Genomic DNA, 16,984 nt, shown 5'->3' on the forward strand with positions numbered 1-16,984 from the left:
CGGATTACATACACACAAAAGACCTGTTTCTTATGATTGTGGAACCAGGTCTTTGTTTTTCTAGAATCCATCAAACACTTACAACATCTTTCCGAAAAACTATAATTTTCTTGAAAAATATATTAGTCTATGCTATACTACTAGTAGACTTAATTATGGAGAAAATACATGAAACGTGAGATTTTACTGGAACGAATCGACAAACTAAAACAAATCATGCCCTGGTATGTCTTGGAATACTACCAATCAAAGCTTGCTGTTCCCTACAGTTTTACAACCTTGTACGAATACCTCAAGGAATACGATCGATTTTTTAGCTGGGTTTTGGAGTCTGGTATTTCAAATGCTGATAAAATGTCTGACATTCCTTTATCAGTCTTGGAAAATATGTCTAAGAAAGATATGGAATCCTTTATCCTGTATCTACGTGAACGACCTTTGCTGAATGCTAATACAACCAAGCAAGGTGTCTCTCAGACGACCATCAATCGGACCTTGTCAGCACTTTCCAGTCTTTACAAGTATCTGACCGAGGAGGTTGAAAACGACCAAGGGGAACCTTATTTCTATCGTAATGTAATGAAGAAAGTTTCAACCAAGAAAAAGAAAGAAACTCTTGCTGCTAGAGCTGAAAACATCAAGCAAAAACTCTTTCTAGGTGATGAAACAGAAGGTTTTCTAACCTATATCGACCAAGAGTACCCACAACAGCTCTCAAATCGTGCTCTCTCGTCATTCAATAAAAATAAAGAACGTGATTTAGCCATTATTGCTCTTCTCTTGGCCTCAGGTGTCCGCTTATCTGAAGCAGTTAATCTGGATCTAAGAGATCTCAATCTCAAAATGATGGTGATTGATGTCACTCGAAAAGGGGGTAAACGAGACTCGGTTAATGTCGCTGCCTTCGCCAAGCCTTACCTTGAAAATTATCTCGCCATTCGAAATCAACGCTATAAAACGGAAAAGACAGATACAGCGCTCTTTCTGACCTTATACCGAGGTGTTCCCAATCGTATCGATGCTTCCAGCGTCGAGAAAATGGTTGCTAAGTACTCTGAGGACTTCAAAGTCCGTGTAACTCCCCACAAACTACGCCATACCCTAGCAACTAGGCTATATGATGCAACTAAATCGCAAGTTTTGGTCAGCCATCAGTTAGGTCATGCTAGCACACAAGTCACTGACCTCTATACCCATATCGTCAATGATGAACAAAAGAATGCTTTAGATAGTTTATAGAATACATAAAAATATTTATGCAAAATATCGCTCATAAAAAGAAGCTGGTCATATAACCAACTTCTTTTCTTTTTACCCCACTACTGCTTCAGCGATTTCTTCACGGCTAATTCCAGAGAAGTAGCGTGTAATGTCAATAGTTTCTAAGGCCTTAAGGACATCTTCGCGTTCATATTTCACGCCACGAAGGACATCTTCTACAGCTGCAACGTCTTCGATACCAAAGAAGTCACCGTAAATCTTGATATCTTGGATTTTTGATTCAATGACGTTAGCAAAAATTTCAACCTTACCACTAGTGAATTTTGTTCCACGACGGACGTTAAATTCAGGTGATTTACCGTAGTTCCAGTCCCAAGTACCGAACTTGGTATCCTTGATACGATTGATTTCGGCTAATTCTTGCTCAGAAAAAACGTATTCAGTCATCTCTGGGTACTCTTTTTTCATGTATTCCAATAGCAAATCTCGGAATTCTTCAACTGTGATTTTTTCTGGTAATTCATTGATAATATTGGTTACACGGGCACGAACGGATTTCACACCTTTTGATTCAAATTTATCTTTTGAAACCTTGAGGGCGTTAGCAAGGACTGACAAATTAACGTCAAAGAGCAAGCAACCGTGGTGCATGATACGCCCATTGATATAGGCTTGGGCATTGCCACAGAATTTTTTGCCATCAATCTCTAGGTCATTACGGCCTGTGAATTCAGCTTTAACGCCTAGTTGAGCTAAGGTATTGATAACTGGAGTTGAGAAGCTCTTGAAGTCAAAGGCCTTGTTTTCATCTTCTTTTGAAATGATGGTGTAGTTGAGGTTGTTTAAATCGTGATAAACAGCTCCACCACCACTGATACGGCGGACTACCTCAATGCCATTCTCTCGAACATAATCACGGTTGATTTCTTCGATAGTATTCTGGTGACGTCCAACAATGATAGATGGTTTGTTAATCCAAAGTAGGAAGATTTGATCCTCGTCTACTAAGTGTTTAAAGGCATATTCTTCCAAGGCGATATTAAATGCAGTGTCGTTTGAATGATTGATAATATATTTCATAGTATTTCCAAAAATTTAGTTTTTAAATTCTGTTCATAGCAATCCAATTTTCTAAAGTGGTAAAAAGAAATGTAACGATAACACGTTACATTTCTCGGAAAAATTGAGACAAGAGGCTCAATTTTTAGGCATGGAACTCTAATAGAGGTCGCTGCCGTCCGCACTACTTTAAGAAAATTTAGTTGAAAAACTTATTTACTTTTTCTTAGGTGAATGAATGGCCATTTCTAGAACATCTGCAAATGCTTCGTACATCACTTCAGAGTAGGTTGGGTGTCCGTGGATAGTCTTCAGCATTTCTTCAACAGTGATTTCCATTTCAATAATGCTTGATGCCTCATTGATCAATTCTGCGGCTGCAGGACCAATGATATGCACACCAAGTATTTCCCCGTATTTCTTATCAGCGATAACTTTTACGAAACCTTGAGCTGCATCAGAAGCAATGGCACGACCGTTAGCAGCAAAGTTGAATTTACCGATGGCTACATCGTATTTCTCACGAGCTTGTTCTTCTGTTAGACCTACTGCTGCTACTTCAGGAAGAGTGTAGATAGCTGCTGGAGTCAAGTTCAATTTGGCAACAGCATGGTTTCCTTTGAGGGCATTTTCAGCAGCAACTTCCCCCATGCGGAAGGCTGCGTGCGCCAACATCTTAGTACCGTTGATGTCACCTGGTGCGTAGATTCCAGGAACAGAAGTTTCCATGTATTCATTGACCTTGATACGTCCACGATCCAATTCAAACTCAACATCGCCAATTCCTTCGAGGTCTGGCACACGACCAATTGAAAGGAGCGCTTTGCTTGCGATGATATCATCTTTTCCTTCAACCTTGATACGAAGTTGACCATTTTCCTCGATGATTTCTTGCAGTTTTGTACCTGTTAAGATGGTCATTCCTTTACGCTCCAAAATCAAGCGAAGATTCTTAGACACTTCCGCATCCATAGCTGGAACGATACGGTCCATCATTTCAATAACAGTTACTTTTGAACCAAATGTCATGAATGCTTGGCCGAGTTCGATACCGACAACCCCACCACCGATGATTACTAGGCTCTCTGGCACTTCGTTCATTTCAAGAATGTCATCACTTGTTATCACAAGTGATGATTCCATACCAGGAACGTTAATCTTGCTGACTTTTGAACCACCAGCAAGGATGATTTTCTTGGTTTCAAGCAATTCCGAACCATTTACCAAGACATTCTTGTCTTTAGTGATGGTACCAATTCCTTTATGAACAGTAACTCCGTAACTACGAAGAAGACCTGCAACTCCACCTACCAAAGTATTGACAACCTTAGACTTGGTTTCAAGGAGTTTATCCATATCTACAGTGAAGTTTGGATTTTCAATCACGATACCACGGTTTGCTGCATGACCGATATTTTCGATGATTTCAGCGTTGTGAAGGTAGGTCTTAGTTGGGATACATCCACGGTTCAAGCAGGTTCCACCAAGTTCAGATTTTTCAACAAGGGCAACCTTCCCACCGAGTTGGGCTGCTTTAATTGCTGCAACATAACCAGCAGGACCTCCACCAATTACAACGATATCAAAGGCATCATCGCTCTTGCCGTCGTTGTTTGAGGCACTAGCTGCAGGTGCAGGTTTTGATTCTGGCGCAGCCGCTCCAGCGCTTGGGATGTTTTCCCCTTCTTCTCCGAGGTAACCGATAACTTCAGTTACTGGAACAGTTTCCCCATCTCCTTTAAGGATGGCAATCAAGTATCCATCTTCTTCGGCTTCTAATTCCATGCTGACTTTGTCAGTCATGATTTCCAAAAGGATTTCTCCTTCTTTTACAAATTCTCCGACTTTTTTATTCCATTGGACGATTTGTCCTTCTGTCATATCCACGCCGGCTTTTGGCATAATTACTTCTAAGGCCATGTCTTACTTCCTTTATCTATATCTCTAAAAATAAATACTGTATTTTTAAACCAACATTGAGATTGGGTTCTCAATCAAGGCTTTCAAGTCTTTCATAAACTTAGCACCAGCCATACCATCTACAACACGGTGATCAATGGTTAATCCAAGGCTCATGATAGGGCGAATGACAATCTCACCATTGACAACTACAGGTTTTTCAACTGTTGAGCTCACCCCTAGGATTGCTGAGTTTGGTTGGTTAATAATCGGACCAAAGGACTGAACACCAAACATTCCCAAATTACTAATTGTGAAGGTTGAATTTTGGAGTTCGCTTGGAGCCAATTTCCCATCCAAGGTACGACCAATGACATCCTTGAAGGCCACAACCAACTCTGAAAGACTCATCTTTTCAGCATTGTAAACAACAGGTGTCATCAATCCATTATCCATTCCAACTGCCATCGCAAGGTTAACATAGTTATGAGTGATAATGGTCTTGCCGTCTTCTGTCAATGAAGCGTTGATGTATGGGTGTTTCATCAATGTTTTCACAACAGCGAGTGAAAGAAGGTCTGTTACAGTAGTCTTTTTACCAGTCGCTTCCATAATCGGATCAAGAACCTTCTTACGAATGGCCAACATTTCAGTCATATCAACTTCATAGTTGAGTGTGAAAGTTGGCGCAGTTAGGTAAGATTCAACCATACGTTGGGCGATAACCTTACGCATTGGTGTCATTGGAATACGCTCAATCTCACCATAAGGAGTGATATTGTCTGGAACTTCTTCCACTTTTTCGATTTGAGCAGGAGACTTGATGGTGTCGTTCTCGATATTTTCAGGAAGCAAGGCCAAAACGTCCTTCTTCATGATTTTACCACGATGACCCGTTCCTTGGATTTCCTGCCAAGCAATGTTATGTTCAAGGGCAATTCGTTTTGCAAGTGGCGAAATGCAAACCACGTTTGTGTCTTTATAAGTTTCCACGTCTTCTTTGTGGACACGACCGTTTGCACCTGAGCCAGAAACGTCGTAGAGGTTGATCCCTAAATCATCCGCTAACTTTCTAGCCGCAGGAGTCGCTCTTAGCTTGTCATCAGCCATGACCTCTCCAATTCTAATTATGATACAAAGGGCATAGAAAGTCAAAGTGAAAATAGGAAACTTGACGAAGAAACTTTAGTTTCTAGGAAAGTTTATCTTTTTCACGCAGACTTTAGCCCGTGTTCGACTCTACAAGTAACTTGTACACGAAACGTGTCTCAAGTTACTAAAATTAAAATCTCTAAAAATTTACGTAATTTAATTTATGTAATATTATTCTTTGTTATAAGTCTTACGGATTGCATCTTTGATGCTTTCAACTGTTGGAATCATTGCATTTTCTAGATTTTGTGCGTAAGGCATTGGCACATCTTCTCCGGCGCAACGGCGGATTGGTGCGTCTAGATAATCAAATGCTTCTGATTCTGAAATAATAGCTGAAATCTCTCCGATATAGCCACTTGTTTTGTGGGCGTCGTTGACCAGAACGACCTTACCAGTCTTCTTCACTGAGTTAATGATGATATCCTTATCAAGAGGAACAAGGGTACGTGGGTCCACAATTTCAACTGAAATTCCCTCTTCTGCTAATTCTTCAGCAGCTTGAACCACACGGCGAAGCATTTTTCCATAAGTAACGACTGTTACATCTGTACCTTCACGTTTGATTTCGCCAACTCCAAGTGGGATTGTGTAGTCTGGATCAATTGGTACTTCCCCTTTTTGGTTAAATTCTGACTTATACTCAAGAATGATAACAGGGTTATTATCACGGATAGAAGACTTGAGCAGTCCTTTCATGTCCGCAGGCGTACCTGGAGCTACAACCTTGAGACCAGGGATGTGTGTAAACCAAGACTCTAGAGATTGCGAGTGCTGGGCCGCAGAACCAACTCCGTTACCAGCTGCACAACGTACAGTCATTGGAACCTGACCTTTACCACCAAACATATAACGTGTTTTAGCAGCTTGGTTGACGATATTATCCATGGCAATAACCGAGAAGTCCATAAAGGTCATATCGACGATTGGACGAAGTCCCGTCATGGCTGCTCCCGCTGCTGCTCCAGAGATAGCAGCTTCAGAAATAGGACAGTCACGGACACGTTCTGGGCCAAATTCTTCGAGCATTCCAACAGAGGTTCCGAAGTCCCCTCCGAAAACACCGACGTCTTCTCCCATCAAGAACACATTTTCATCGCGACGCATTTCCTCAGACATAGCAAGGATAACGGTGTCACGAAACGACATTGTTTTTGTTTCCATTTTTATCTCTTTCTCCTTAGTCTGCGTAAATATCTTCAAATGCTGATTCTAGTGGTGGGAATGGGCTTTCTTCTGCAAATTTAACAGAATCTTCTACTGCTTCCTTGACTTGCGCTTGGATTTCTTCCAATTCTTCTGCACTCGCAATATTGTTTTCAATGAGGTATTTGCGAAGGTTTTCGATTGGGTCTTTTTGTTTCCACAATTCCACTTCTTCACGCGTACGATATTTACCAGGGTCAGATGATGAGTGACCAAGCCAGCGATAGGTTACACTTTCGATCAAGACTGGGCCATTGCCACCACGAACATGATCTACTGCTTTCTTAAATCCTTCATAAACGTCGATGACATTGTTTCCATCTTCGATAAACATTCCAGGGATTCCATAAGCAGCACTACGTTGATGGATATGCTCCACATTGGTCATTTTCTTGATATCCGCAGAAATCCCATAACCGTTGTTAATGCAGTAGAAAATAACAGGAAGTTTCCAAATAGAAGCCATGTTCACTGCTTCGTGGAAAACACCTTCGTTGGTCGCGCCATCTCCAAAGAAGCAGACAACGATTTTACCAGTATGTTGCATTTGCTGACTGAGGGCTGCACCGACAGCGATTCCCATACCACCACCTACGATACCATTGGCACCAAGGTTCCCAGCATCCAAGTCAGCGATGTGCATAGAACCACCTTTTCCTTTACAGGTTCCAGTGTATTTCCCGAGGATTTCAGCCATCATTCCATTGAGGTCAATCCCCTTAGCAATAGCTTGCCCGTGTCCACGGTGATTTGAGGTAATCAGATCATCTGGATTAAGAGCCAGCATCGCTCCGACGTTAGCAGCTTCCTCTCCGACAGAAAAGTGAGTCATACCGGGAACTTTTCCCTTTTTCACTAACTGAGCGATTTTTAAGTCCATGCGACGGATTTCTTCCATCTTACGGAACATCTCTAGCAAAAGATTCTTATCTAAAGTTGACATAATCTTGCCTTTCTAACTTTGTACTTACCTTACTATTTTACCTTTTTTAGTATACACTGTCAAAGTATATGGCTAATAAAATTTCACAATATAAAAAAATAAATCCCTGTTAAAACAGGGATTCTCTCTAGTTAGAGCATTTTTTCACAAAGTTGTTTTTTCAGGATAATTTCTTAAAATTAGCTCAATCTTTTCATTACGGTTTTCAAACGCCATTGATACAAACAACCAGAAACAATCAAGCTGGCAATTAACCCAATCCAGTAGGCAAATGCCCCTAAGTCAGTTACTTGATCTAGTAGATATCCTAGTGGTATCGCTACTCCCCAATATCCGATTAGGCCAAGATAGAAAGGAACGATAGTGTCCTTATACCCTCTTAAAATTCCTTGGAGCGGAGCCGCAAAGGTATCAGCTAATTGGAAAAAGAGACTGTAGGTTAGAAATACAGCTGTTGTTTCAATAAACTGAGGGTCATTTCCATATAGATTTGCAACACGATCTCTATAAATGTAGAGAAAAGATAGGGTAAGACCTGCAAAAATAAGGGCGGTTACTCTCCCCAGACGAGCATAGGTTTTTGCATCCTCAAAACGTTTAGCCCCCACCTCGTAAGACACAACAATCGCCATAGCAGAGGAAATACTCATAGGAAAAGCATACATGAGGCTGGAAAAATTCATAGCTGACTGGTGACTGGCAATGATGAGCGATGAAAACTTAGCCATGATTAGTCCAACCACGGAGAAAATGGCTACTTCAGCAAATACGGTTCCCCCGATTGGTAGACCTAATCGAACACCTTCCTTGATTTTATCTATATTTAGTGGAATGCGTTTTTCAAGATGTAACGCTTTTAACCTTTCTTGTTTGAACAAAACAAGCAGGGAAATGCCCAATAAAACCCAATAGGCTAGCGAAGTTCCTAGCCCTGCTCCTGCGCCACCAAGCTCAGGGAAACCGAAAGCTCCATATATCAAGAGATAGTTAAAACCACTATTGAGCGGAAGTAATAGGAGCATGAGATACATAGATAGTTTGGTCAAACCAAGAGAATCTAACAATGACCGAATGACACTAAAAAGCAACAAGGGAATAATCCCGATAGAAAGGTACCAAAGATAAGAAACTGCAACTGCCGCCACTTGAGCTTCTAGACCAATATGGTTTAAGACAGGTGGCGCTAAGAATACTACCATGCCAAGCAAGAGCAAAGACAGTCCGAAAGCTAAATAGATGAATTGGTAAAAATCAGATGCTACTTCTTCCTTTTTGCCCCGTCCCAGATGATGGCCTATGATGGGAACCATGGCCGAAACAATCCCTGTTAAAAAAGTAAAGAAAGGATTCCATAGACTCGTTGCAGTTGATACTCCTGCTAAGTCCATGGTATTGTACTGTCCAGTCATGGTTGTATCAACAAAAGAGGCAGAATAATTGGCAAACTGATAAATCAGGATAGGGAAAAATATCTTAAGAAATAAGACAAATTTGTCTTTAAATTGATGGGTTGGATACATATACGCTCTCTATTCTTATAGTTTATATAGCAGAGTCCCATCTAGTTTTGATAGACGATTTGTCCCTTACAGATGGTATATTTAACCTGCCCTTTTAAAGTTTCCCCAATAAATGGAGAATTAGCTGATTTTGAAGTAAAGTTTGGACCAACAGTACGATCAGCCTTGGCATCAAAGATAGTGATGTCCGCTGGACCATTCTCAGCCAAGTAACCTGCTTCAAAGTTGTAAAGCTTGGCTGGATTAACAGTCATTTTTTCAAGCAATTCCATCAAGCTTAGCTCACCAGCTTCCACTAAATAAGTCAAACCAAGAGAAAGAGAGGTTTCTAAGCCAGTCATACCAGATGGTGCTTTAGTGATATCTTCTACATTTTTTTCATCTGCATGGTGAGGCGCGTGGTCCGTTGCGATAACTGTGATAACACCTGACTTGAGCCCTTCGATAACGGCTCGACGGTCTGATTCCAAACGAAGCGGAGGATTCATTTTGGCATTGCTTCCTTGTGTCAAAAGGAGAACTTCCGTCTTAGAGAAATGCTGTGGCGCTACTTCTGCTGTGACCTGCGTACCTAGTCCTTGAGCAAACTCCACCACCTTGACACTTTCTTCTTTAGACAAATGCTGAATGTGAACATGGGCCTTGGTTGCATAGGCAATCATAACATCACGCGCAATCATAGCGTACTCAGCCACCCCAGTCGCTCCACAGATATGAAAATGTTCCTTAGCGATGTTTTCGTTAAATCCAAGAATCCCATTCAAACCTGGATCTTCCTCATGAAGACTAATAAAAGTATTAAGTTTTTTAGCTTCTTCCATGGCTTCCTTGACCACTTTACTGCTCTCAAGCGGAATACCGTCATCAGAGAAACCAACTGCTCCAGCTTCCAAAAGTGCCTTAAAGTCAGTTAAGTCTTGGCCATTAAAATTCTTAGTAATGGTCGCAACCGTCTTAACATTGATTTTCTCTTTAGCAGCTGACTGAAGAACTTCTTGCAAAGTCTCCACGTCTGAGATGGTTGGATTGGTATTAGCCATCATGACGACCGTTGTAAAACCACCTGCAGCGGCTGCTAGAGCACCAGTATGGATATCCTCCTTGTGGGTCTGACCAGGTTCACGAAAATGAACATGAATATCCACGAGTCCAGGCGCAACTACAAGCCCAGTAGCATCAATCAGTTCTGCTCCTTCTTCCTTAATTTCAGGCGCAATTTTGACAATTTTCCCATCTTGGACCAAAACATCACACACTTGATCCAAAACAGACTTGGGATCCATTACACGACCATTTTTGATTAGTAACATCTGCTTTCTCCTTTATTCATAGAAATCAACTTGGGTATCCAATAATTTATCCCCATCATAAACAAACTTGGCTGAAAAGAAAGGTTTGTCCTCTAAAAGCCACTCAACAAAAGTGTGATCACCCTCCCAAGTTGGCTTGCTCAAAACCTCATCATAGGGAACCCATTCTAAAGTTCCCTCATTGCAGTCAATCAAGTCACCCTCAAACTCCGTTACCTTAAAAACATAGGTGTACCAGTCTAAATCAGGCGTGAACTCAGGAAAAGTGATAACGCCTTTTAGCACAGGCTTACCTTTCAAACCTGTTTCTTCGAGGATTTCACGCGCTGCGCATTCTTGAGGTGTCTCCCCTCGCTCTAGCTTTCCACCCACACCAATCCATTTGCCTTCATGGACATCATTCGGCTTCTTATTGCGATGGAGCATGAGCAGTTCTTTTCCGTTATCAATGTAGCAAATCGTCGCTAACTGAGGCATATTCTCTCCTTATCTAAGCCAATCGATTGGCACTTGTCCGGTCTCTTTTAAAAATTCATTGGCCTTGGAAAAAGGTTTGGAACCCCAAAATCCTCTATAAACCGATAACGGACTAGGATGGGCTGATTCGATAATTAAGTGGTGTGGATTGGTAATCAAGGCCTTCTTCTTGCGTGCATAAGCACCCCAGAGTACAAAGACTACAGGTCTGTCTAGATTATTGACAACCCGAATCACAGCATCTGTAAAGGGCTCCCATATTAGCCCAGCATGACCATTGGCCTGACCAGCAGGGACCGTCAAGCAAGCATTGAGAAGTAAGACTCCCTGCTCAGCCCAAGACGTCAAATCATGTGATTTCTTAACGCCGATATCATCTGACAATTCTTTTAAAATGTTTTGCAAGGACGGCGGAGCTGGGATTGAGTCAGGTACAGAAAAACTCAATCCCTGAGCTTGACCTGGCCCGTGATAGGGGTCTTGCCCTAGAATCACCACCTTAACCTCTTCTAAAGGTGTTGTCAATAGAGCCTGAAAAACTTTTTCCTTAGGCGGGTAAACTGTTCCTTGCGCATAGACTTGCTCCATAAAGTGGTTTATTTTCCCAAAATACCCTTCAGGTAATCGCTCCTTAATCAAAGCATGCCAAGACGAGTGTTGCATAAAGCCTACTCCTTCATTTTTACTGCCTCTATTATAGCAAAAAGTGGCTATGGAAACCACTTTTTACAGTTCTTACATATACTGTTATTGATCCTACTATTTGACATGAGTGTTCACAGTATCAATCACCCATTAAAAACTTTTCGATTGTATCAATAGCATAGGAAAGTTGATTATTTACAGACATCATCTGTTCATGATTAGCATCCATATAGTAGAGTTCAGATAAGCCACCCCTAGGGAGAAAGAGTGAATAGTGGATATTCATCTTTTCTCGAGTACTTAACTCTATATGATTGCTTATGAAATACTTTAACTCTTTTAACGAATTCACTTGAGCATTCACACATTCTAACTGATACTGCTCAATGAGCTTTAGTAAGTTGTCGATCTCTTCAATGACTTTAGTTTCCATATCAATACCTCTTAGGAAAAGCACTACATAGCATCCAAACAATCCAGCAAGTCTTGGTAAGAATGAACTTCATAAGTCGGCTGGGCTTGCGTCTTATTTTCTAGATGATGGGGATTGTACCAGATAGTATCAATTCCAGCATTGTTGCCACCTTGAATATCAGCTGTTAGGGAATCTCCAATCATCAGGGCCTTTTCTTTATCAAAGCCAGTAATCTGTTGACCGATTTTTTCATAAAACAAAGCATCGGGCTTTTGAGTTTGCAACTGCTCGGAAATAAAGACTTGGTTGAAATAGGGAGCCAGACCTGATTGAGCCAAACGACCTGTCTGAATAGCAGTAATGCCGTTTGTCGCAGCATACAAATCATAATCGCGCTCGATGAGGCTGTCCAAGAGTTCATGAGCACCCGAAAGAGTTTGTCCCTGTTGGGCTAAGTAAAATTGGTAACGCTGAGCAAGTAACCTACCGTCTTTCTCCAGTCCAAAATGAGCAAATAGACGAGAAAAGCGCGTGTTAACCAGCTCTTGTTTACTGATTTTCTTTTGTTCCAAGTCCTTCCAGAGAGCCTTGTTCATAGGAACGTAATAGTCTTTATAGGCTTGAATATCCGCAACTCCTTCTTCCTTTAGAAGTTGCGTCAAAGCCACATCCTCAGCAGCATCAAAATCAAGCAAGGTGTGGTCGAGGTCGAAGAGTAGAAATTTGTAGGGCATTGAGTTTCCTTTCTGAAATGAATTGATATTCACGATGATAAAATAGTTGAATTAAGAATATCAGGATGAAAGCAAATTATTCAGACTTCAAAACCACCTTCAAGAATGAACCGCTTTAGTAAATCTGATGTTTTAACATTTATCTTAAACGTTGTCAGTGTATTTCCAGTTATATTTTCAAAATATGACTTAGCTTTCTGTTTATCAACAGAATTTTTTAAAAGATCAAAACGACCAAATTCATTTAATGTTGTTTCAGTCAACTTCATAGACATCATTTGTCTTAACAGTTCTTCATCAAGACCAAAGGTATCGCTTAAACGTTTAATTCGATCATAATGAATTTGAACCTGATAGTCATTAATGTAGTCACGAAGTGTCAGTGTACTATCTACCTCTATCTCCCCATTTTGAATATCGTGTAAGATTAAATTTGCAATTTTTTGCTCTTCCTGTGTCAGGGTTGCAAAGGTTTTGTGCAGTTCATTCAAAAGACTTTCAGATTCCTCCGTTCCTAAAGCTTTAATATACTTTTGGAAACGAGAATTCATATAGTCAGCATCAATCATTCCAGTATCTATTTCAATTATAGAGGTTGACAAATCAAATGGTACATCACCTGGACCTTTGCCTCCACCACCATTACTCATCAGTTCCTTATAGCGAATAACTAAAATGTTATACGTCGTCTCATCGCATACTACATCCACTACTGATTTTTTCTTTCCAGCACCTTTTGAAATTTCGTAGTGTAATTTAGACCATTTAAAGCCTTGAATCCGGGCTGCTTCAAGATAATCGTTAAACGAATTAAATAGTTTAGCAAATTTTGCTTTTTCACTTCTCTCAGCAGGAAGTTTCTCAAAATTTTCTACACCGGAACTTTCAAAAATTTCTCGAGTCTGATAAAAAAGAGCATTTAGCATTACTAAATTCTGATCTAACTTATTGACAAAAAGCTCTACAGGACTGTCGCCTGAATAAAGCTGAACTGCATCTTCAATATTCCGTTCCATAGTGTGAGGCTTACGATAATAGCGGATGGTACCAAATGGTTTATCCTCTCCAAAAATCCTATTGGTTCGAGAAAATGCTTGGATAATCAGTTCATCCTTCATCAACTGGTCTACATAAAGAGTATTAACCCATTTAGAATCAAAACCTGTTAACATTTGATTTACAACGATAAGTAAGTCTAATTGCTTTTCTGGCTCTCTTTCAATCCATTTATGCTGGTGTTTATGCGCCAAACGATTAGAAACATCCTTTTTGAAACGATCATGAGATGCCAAAGTGTAAAGTTGACCATACTGTTTCTCATAATCCGTTAGAATCTCTACAAGAGCATCTTCTTTAAAATCAAAGTCGTCATTATTATCAACATTTGGATCAAATAACGCTGTTGCTCTTAACTCAGGCTTTATTGCTTTCAGCAATCGATAATAAGAAATAGCTTCTTGGATACTGCTAGTCGCAAAAATAGCATGGAATTTTCCGTTACGACTCAAGGTTAGCCAATTATCACAGATGTCCTTTGCAACAGCTTTCTGATAGTCAGGTGTTAGATATTGATTTTTTGGTATGTAGTCTTCAATTCCTTTGATGTACTTCTCTTTGCTATTCATAAAGCCTGCCATCTTGACTTTTGAACCATCCATAAAGTGATAGTAGACTTTACTCTTTTCTGGCTTACTAACTGCTTCTTCTACACTAGAAGCGTTCGCCTGATCTAGGGCTACTTTTTCTCTGATTTCACGATCCTTATAGATTAAGACTTTATAAGGATCAAAACCTAAAACATTTTTATCGCGAATTCCATCCGCGATGGTGTAATGATGTAATTCTTGACCAAAAATCGAAGTTGTTGTATTCTTTTTTCGCTCATTTTCCTTTTTAATAGGCGTACCAGTAAAACCGAAGAACAGAGCTTGAGGAAATGTCTCTTTAATGGTAATCATCATCTCGCCAAAAGTAGAGCGATGAGCCTCATCGATGATAAATACAATCCTATTCTTTCTCATCTCTTCCAGCTCTGCATCGGTCATCCCGTCCTCCTCTTTGATATTACTCATTTTTTGAATGGAGGTAACAATCAAAGTATTTTCGGGAGACTTACTTTTCAAGCGAGTCTTGAGCATAGTGGTATTTTTTGTTTCTTGAACTGATTCTCTCTCCTCTGCAAAACCTCGATATTCTTTTATAGACTGAGTGCCTAGTTCAATTCTATCCAATAAAAATATTACTTTATCTGCATCTTTTGAGTTAGCAATTAGCTGGGCAGCTTTAAAACTAGTCATGGTCTTGCCAGATCCTGTTGTATGCCAAATAAAACCACCAAGCTGATTGCGATCAGCCCACTTATTTTTAGCTACCCGGTCAGAAATTGCTGCAACTGCATAGTATTGGTAGCTACGTAAAACTTTTAAAATTCCATCCGACTGGTCAGCTATAGTGTAATAACCGATTAGCTGATGCGCCATCGGGATTGACAAAAGATAAACAGCAATATCTTTCCAGTTGTTGATTAACTCATTATTAAAATCTTCCCAATGGAAATAATAATCTGGATTAAAACGTCCATCCGGTCCTGGATTGGCAAAGTAGACAGTTTCATTAGGCTCCATGGCCACAAAGATTTGAACCAAAGAGAAGAACCCTGTGAAAATGCCCTCTCTGGCATACTTTTCGATTTGTGCTGTGGCCTGACTTACTGGAACACCACTGCGTTTTAGCTCCAAGTGAAAGACTGGCATGCCATTAATCAAAAGCATCAAATCGCCTCGTCTATCATGGAGAATGGGAGATTTTGTTGGAAATTGAGGTTGTCTTGCAATCTGATAGCGACTTGAACCTGCAGCAATCTCCTTACGGTTATAGATTTTGAGACTGATCTCTTTTCCGAAATGCTCAGGATCTGCTGGATTGTCTCTTTTGACTGAGACAGAACCTCCGTTAATAAAACCGTTCAGTTTTAGTGGTGTTCGGAGATTTTCAATCTGCTCTAAAATCTGAGCCATTTCACCGTCTGTTAAAGGCTGGTCATTGAGACGGTCGCGTTCACGGTTATTATCAAAGAGAATCTTGGCCCAATTCTCAATCAGATCCTGCTCAGTAGGGTAATAAAGGATTTCTTTTTCCCAACCCTTTGTAAAAAGTACCTCTATCAAGGCCTGTTCAAAATCAGCTTCTTTGCTAAAAACAGTCATCTGTAACTCCTTTACATCATCATTTGTTCAAGTAAAGCTTTTTTCATATTCTGCAGTTTGTCCAGTCTACGCTGTTGAAGGGCAATGAACTTGTCTAGGTCTTGGAAGAGGGATGACAGGATGGAAATCTCTCTAAAATCATTAGGGATAACTAAACTAATCTCTGACATTACATTATTCATTAGTTTCGGGTTGCCAACTTTTGAAACATATTTCCAAGCTTCGTTATTTAATATTTCTGCAATCACTTTATTAGCAAAACCTTCATCAGACAATAAAACACCGTTCACATTTGTACTATAAAATTTTCCTTCCCTGTAATTTACCGTTCCAGCATTTGCTCCATCAGTTGTCCAAGTTATTGCTGTTTCAAATAAATATTTATCATAATATCCTAATAATCCTTCATTTTTGGTTTGAGAAGAATATACGGGATATTTATGAGTATCTGTTTTTTCTTCTGATATCTCCGTTGTTGCTAGTACTTGTCCCCTAGTAACTTTAAAAATATCTGAAACTTTCACTTCCTTCCACTCATCTTCAAATTCTGCGAAGCGAAGGACTGGCTTCTTTTGTCCTTTGGCTGGGGAGAGGAGCTTGAGGTAGGTTTTCTTCTGCTCTTTGAGAATCTCTAACTTACGCTGTTGAAGTGTGATGAGCTTGTCCAGATCTTGGAAGAAGTTGCCAATGGCCCTTTGTTCGGGTGGGGTAGGGAGAGAAATATCCAACTCCTTTACAAGAGTACCTGAAAGATTACCCTGACCCCCTTGAAGATATTTATCTGTTATATTCTTTTTTTGATATTTCAACCACTGCATTATAAATCCAGAATTATAATTTATTTTAGGAACTATGCATAGAATTGCTTGGTTTATGGCACCATTAATTTTAGAAATATCTACTTCTCCACTTGTGGCTCCATATAAAGCATAAAGAATATCTCCCTTTTTGACTAACTTAGCAGAAGAATTCTCCAAGCCTTCATTAGTTAAAAATAATTCTGTTGAATCTGACTTAATCTCAGCCGATCGAATAAAAGGAATCTCCCCACCATAATATCTTTTATTTCCTACTGCTGGTGTTCCACCAGAGAAAGAGGTAGAAATATCCCCCAACTTCCGCTGTTCCCAAGCTTCCGCATTTTGATCTGAAAATTCTTTGAAACGAATAGCTGGTGCTTTTCTCTCTTCCGTCATC

14 protein-coding genes are annotated in these 16,984 nt (G+C 40.2%); 1 reads left to right on the plus strand and 13 read right to left on the minus strand.

The window, feature by feature from the left end; genetic code table 11:
* Nucleotides 1-168 precede the first annotated feature (168 nt).
* The gene (xerS, locus tag SORDD25_RS01115; protein ID WP_049491412.1) at nucleotides 169-1,239 is read left to right on the plus strand and encodes a tyrosine recombinase XerS; all 1,071 of its coding nucleotides are present in this window, start codon (nucleotides 169-171) and stop codon (nucleotides 1,237-1,239) included.
* 72 nt (nucleotides 1,240-1,311) lie between these two features.
* Here xerS and lplA read toward each other — a convergent pair whose 3' ends face one another.
* The 13 genes from lplA to SORDD25_RS01180 all read right to left on the minus strand — a co-directional run bounded on the left by lplA (nucleotide 1,312) and on the right by SORDD25_RS01180 (nucleotide 16,983).
* Nucleotides 1,312-2,301 (minus strand): lipoate--protein ligase, encoded by a 990-nt coding sequence (lplA, locus tag SORDD25_RS01120; protein ID WP_061852303.1) that lies wholly within the window; start codon nucleotides 2,299-2,301, stop codon nucleotides 1,312-1,314.
* A gap of 195 nt (nucleotides 2,302-2,496) precedes the next feature.
* Nucleotides 2,497-4,200, minus strand: a complete 1,704-nt coding sequence (gene lpdA, locus SORDD25_RS01125; RefSeq protein ID WP_061852304.1) for a dihydrolipoyl dehydrogenase — start codon at nucleotides 4,198-4,200, stop codon at nucleotides 2,497-2,499.
* Between the two features lie 45 nt (nucleotides 4,201-4,245).
* Nucleotides 4,246-5,289, minus strand: a complete 1,044-nt coding sequence (locus tag SORDD25_RS01130; RefSeq protein ID WP_061852305.1) for a dihydrolipoamide acetyltransferase — start codon at nucleotides 5,287-5,289, stop codon at nucleotides 4,246-4,248.
* 213 nt (nucleotides 5,290-5,502) lie between these two features.
* On the minus strand, nucleotides 5,503-6,495 hold the full coding sequence (locus SORDD25_RS01135; protein ID WP_061852306.1) for an alpha-ketoacid dehydrogenase subunit beta: 993 nt from the start codon (nucleotides 6,493-6,495) through the stop codon (nucleotides 5,503-5,505).
* A 16-nt stretch (nucleotides 6,496-6,511) separates the two neighbouring features.
* The gene (locus tag SORDD25_RS01140; protein ID WP_061420978.1) at nucleotides 6,512-7,480 is read right to left on the minus strand and encodes a thiamine pyrophosphate-dependent dehydrogenase E1 component subunit alpha; all 969 of its coding nucleotides are present in this window, start codon (nucleotides 7,478-7,480) and stop codon (nucleotides 6,512-6,514) included.
* 179 nt (nucleotides 7,481-7,659) lie between these two features.
* A complete protein-coding gene (locus tag SORDD25_RS01145) occupies nucleotides 7,660-9,000 on the minus strand; it encodes an MATE family efflux transporter (protein WP_061852307.1) in 1,341 nt (446 codons plus the stop codon).
* 41 nt (nucleotides 9,001-9,041) lie between these two features.
* Complete coding sequence (locus SORDD25_RS01150; protein ID WP_061852308.1) at nucleotides 9,042-10,310, minus strand: dihydroorotase; 1,269 nt, start codon at nucleotides 10,308-10,310, stop codon at nucleotides 9,042-9,044.
* A gap of 12 nt (nucleotides 10,311-10,322) precedes the next feature.
* On the minus strand, nucleotides 10,323-10,787 hold the full coding sequence (locus tag SORDD25_RS01155) for an NUDIX hydrolase (protein WP_061852309.1): 465 nt from the start codon (nucleotides 10,785-10,787) through the stop codon (nucleotides 10,323-10,325).
* A 9-nt stretch (nucleotides 10,788-10,796) separates the two neighbouring features.
* Nucleotides 10,797-11,450 carry a uracil-DNA glycosylase gene (locus SORDD25_RS01160; protein ID WP_061852310.1) on the minus strand — a complete coding sequence of 218 codons (654 nt, stop codon included), beginning with the start codon at nucleotides 11,448-11,450 and terminating at the stop codon, nucleotides 10,797-10,799.
* Between the two features lie 121 nt (nucleotides 11,451-11,571).
* Nucleotides 11,572-11,865, minus strand: a complete 294-nt coding sequence (locus tag SORDD25_RS01165; protein WP_061852311.1) for a hypothetical protein — start codon at nucleotides 11,863-11,865, stop codon at nucleotides 11,572-11,574.
* Between the two features lie 23 nt (nucleotides 11,866-11,888).
* Nucleotides 11,889-12,581, minus strand: a complete 693-nt coding sequence (pynA, locus tag SORDD25_RS01170; protein ID WP_061852312.1) for a pyrimidine 5'-nucleotidase PynA — start codon at nucleotides 12,579-12,581, stop codon at nucleotides 11,889-11,891.
* 80 nt (nucleotides 12,582-12,661) lie between these two features.
* Complete coding sequence (locus SORDD25_RS01175; RefSeq protein WP_061852313.1) at nucleotides 12,662-15,787, minus strand: type I restriction endonuclease subunit R, EcoR124 family; 3,126 nt, start codon at nucleotides 15,785-15,787, stop codon at nucleotides 12,662-12,664.
* A gap of 11 nt (nucleotides 15,788-15,798) precedes the next feature.
* Nucleotides 15,799-16,983 carry a restriction endonuclease subunit S gene (locus SORDD25_RS01180; RefSeq protein WP_061852314.1) on the minus strand — a complete coding sequence of 395 codons (1,185 nt, stop codon included), beginning with the start codon at nucleotides 16,981-16,983 and terminating at the stop codon, nucleotides 15,799-15,801.
* Nucleotide 16,984: the final 1 nt, after the last annotated feature.

This window comes from Streptococcus oralis, from assembly GCF_001579525.1.
GTDB classification, from domain to species: domain Bacteria; phylum Bacillota; class Bacilli; order Lactobacillales; family Streptococcaceae; genus Streptococcus; species Streptococcus oralis_M.

Coding starts and splice junctions, on each gene's coding strand:
- SORDD25_RS01145 (WP_061852307.1), bottom strand. CDS start 9,000: ATGTATCCAACCCATCAATTTAAAGACAAATTTGTCTTATTTCTTAAG.
- lplA (WP_061852303.1), bottom strand. CDS start 2,301: ATGAAATATATTATCAATCATTCAAACGACACTGCATTTAATATCGCC.
- SORDD25_RS01135 (WP_061852306.1), bottom strand. CDS start 6,495: ATGGAAACAAAAACAATGTCGTTTCGTGACACCGTTATCCTTGCTATG.
- SORDD25_RS01155 (WP_061852309.1), bottom strand. CDS start 10,787: ATGCCTCAGTTAGCGACGATTTGCTACATTGATAACGGAAAAGAACTG.
- xerS (WP_049491412.1), top strand. CDS start 169: ATGAAACGTGAGATTTTACTGGAACGAATCGACAAACTAAAACAAATC.
- SORDD25_RS01130 (WP_061852305.1), bottom strand. CDS start 5,289: ATGGCTGATGACAAGCTAAGAGCGACTCCTGCGGCTAGAAAGTTAGCG.
- SORDD25_RS01160 (WP_061852310.1), bottom strand. CDS start 11,450: ATGCAACACTCGTCTTGGCATGCTTTGATTAAGGAGCGATTACCTGAA.
- SORDD25_RS01175 (WP_061852313.1), bottom strand. CDS start 15,787: ATGACTGTTTTTAGCAAAGAAGCTGATTTTGAACAGGCCTTGATAGAG.
- SORDD25_RS01180 (WP_061852314.1), bottom strand. CDS start 16,983: ATGACGGAAGAGAGAAAAGCACCAGCTATTCGTTTCAAAGAATTTTCA.
- lpdA (WP_061852304.1), bottom strand. CDS start 4,200: ATGGCCTTAGAAGTAATTATGCCAAAAGCCGGCGTGGATATGACAGAA.
- SORDD25_RS01140 (WP_061420978.1), bottom strand. CDS start 7,480: ATGTCAACTTTAGATAAGAATCTTTTGCTAGAGATGTTCCGTAAGATG.
- SORDD25_RS01165 (WP_061852311.1), bottom strand. CDS start 11,865: ATGGAAACTAAAGTCATTGAAGAGATCGACAACTTACTAAAGCTCATT.
- SORDD25_RS01150 (WP_061852308.1), bottom strand. CDS start 10,310: ATGTTACTAATCAAAAATGGTCGTGTAATGGATCCCAAGTCTGTTTTG.
- pynA (WP_061852312.1), bottom strand. CDS start 12,581: ATGCCCTACAAATTTCTACTCTTCGACCTCGACCACACCTTGCTTGAT.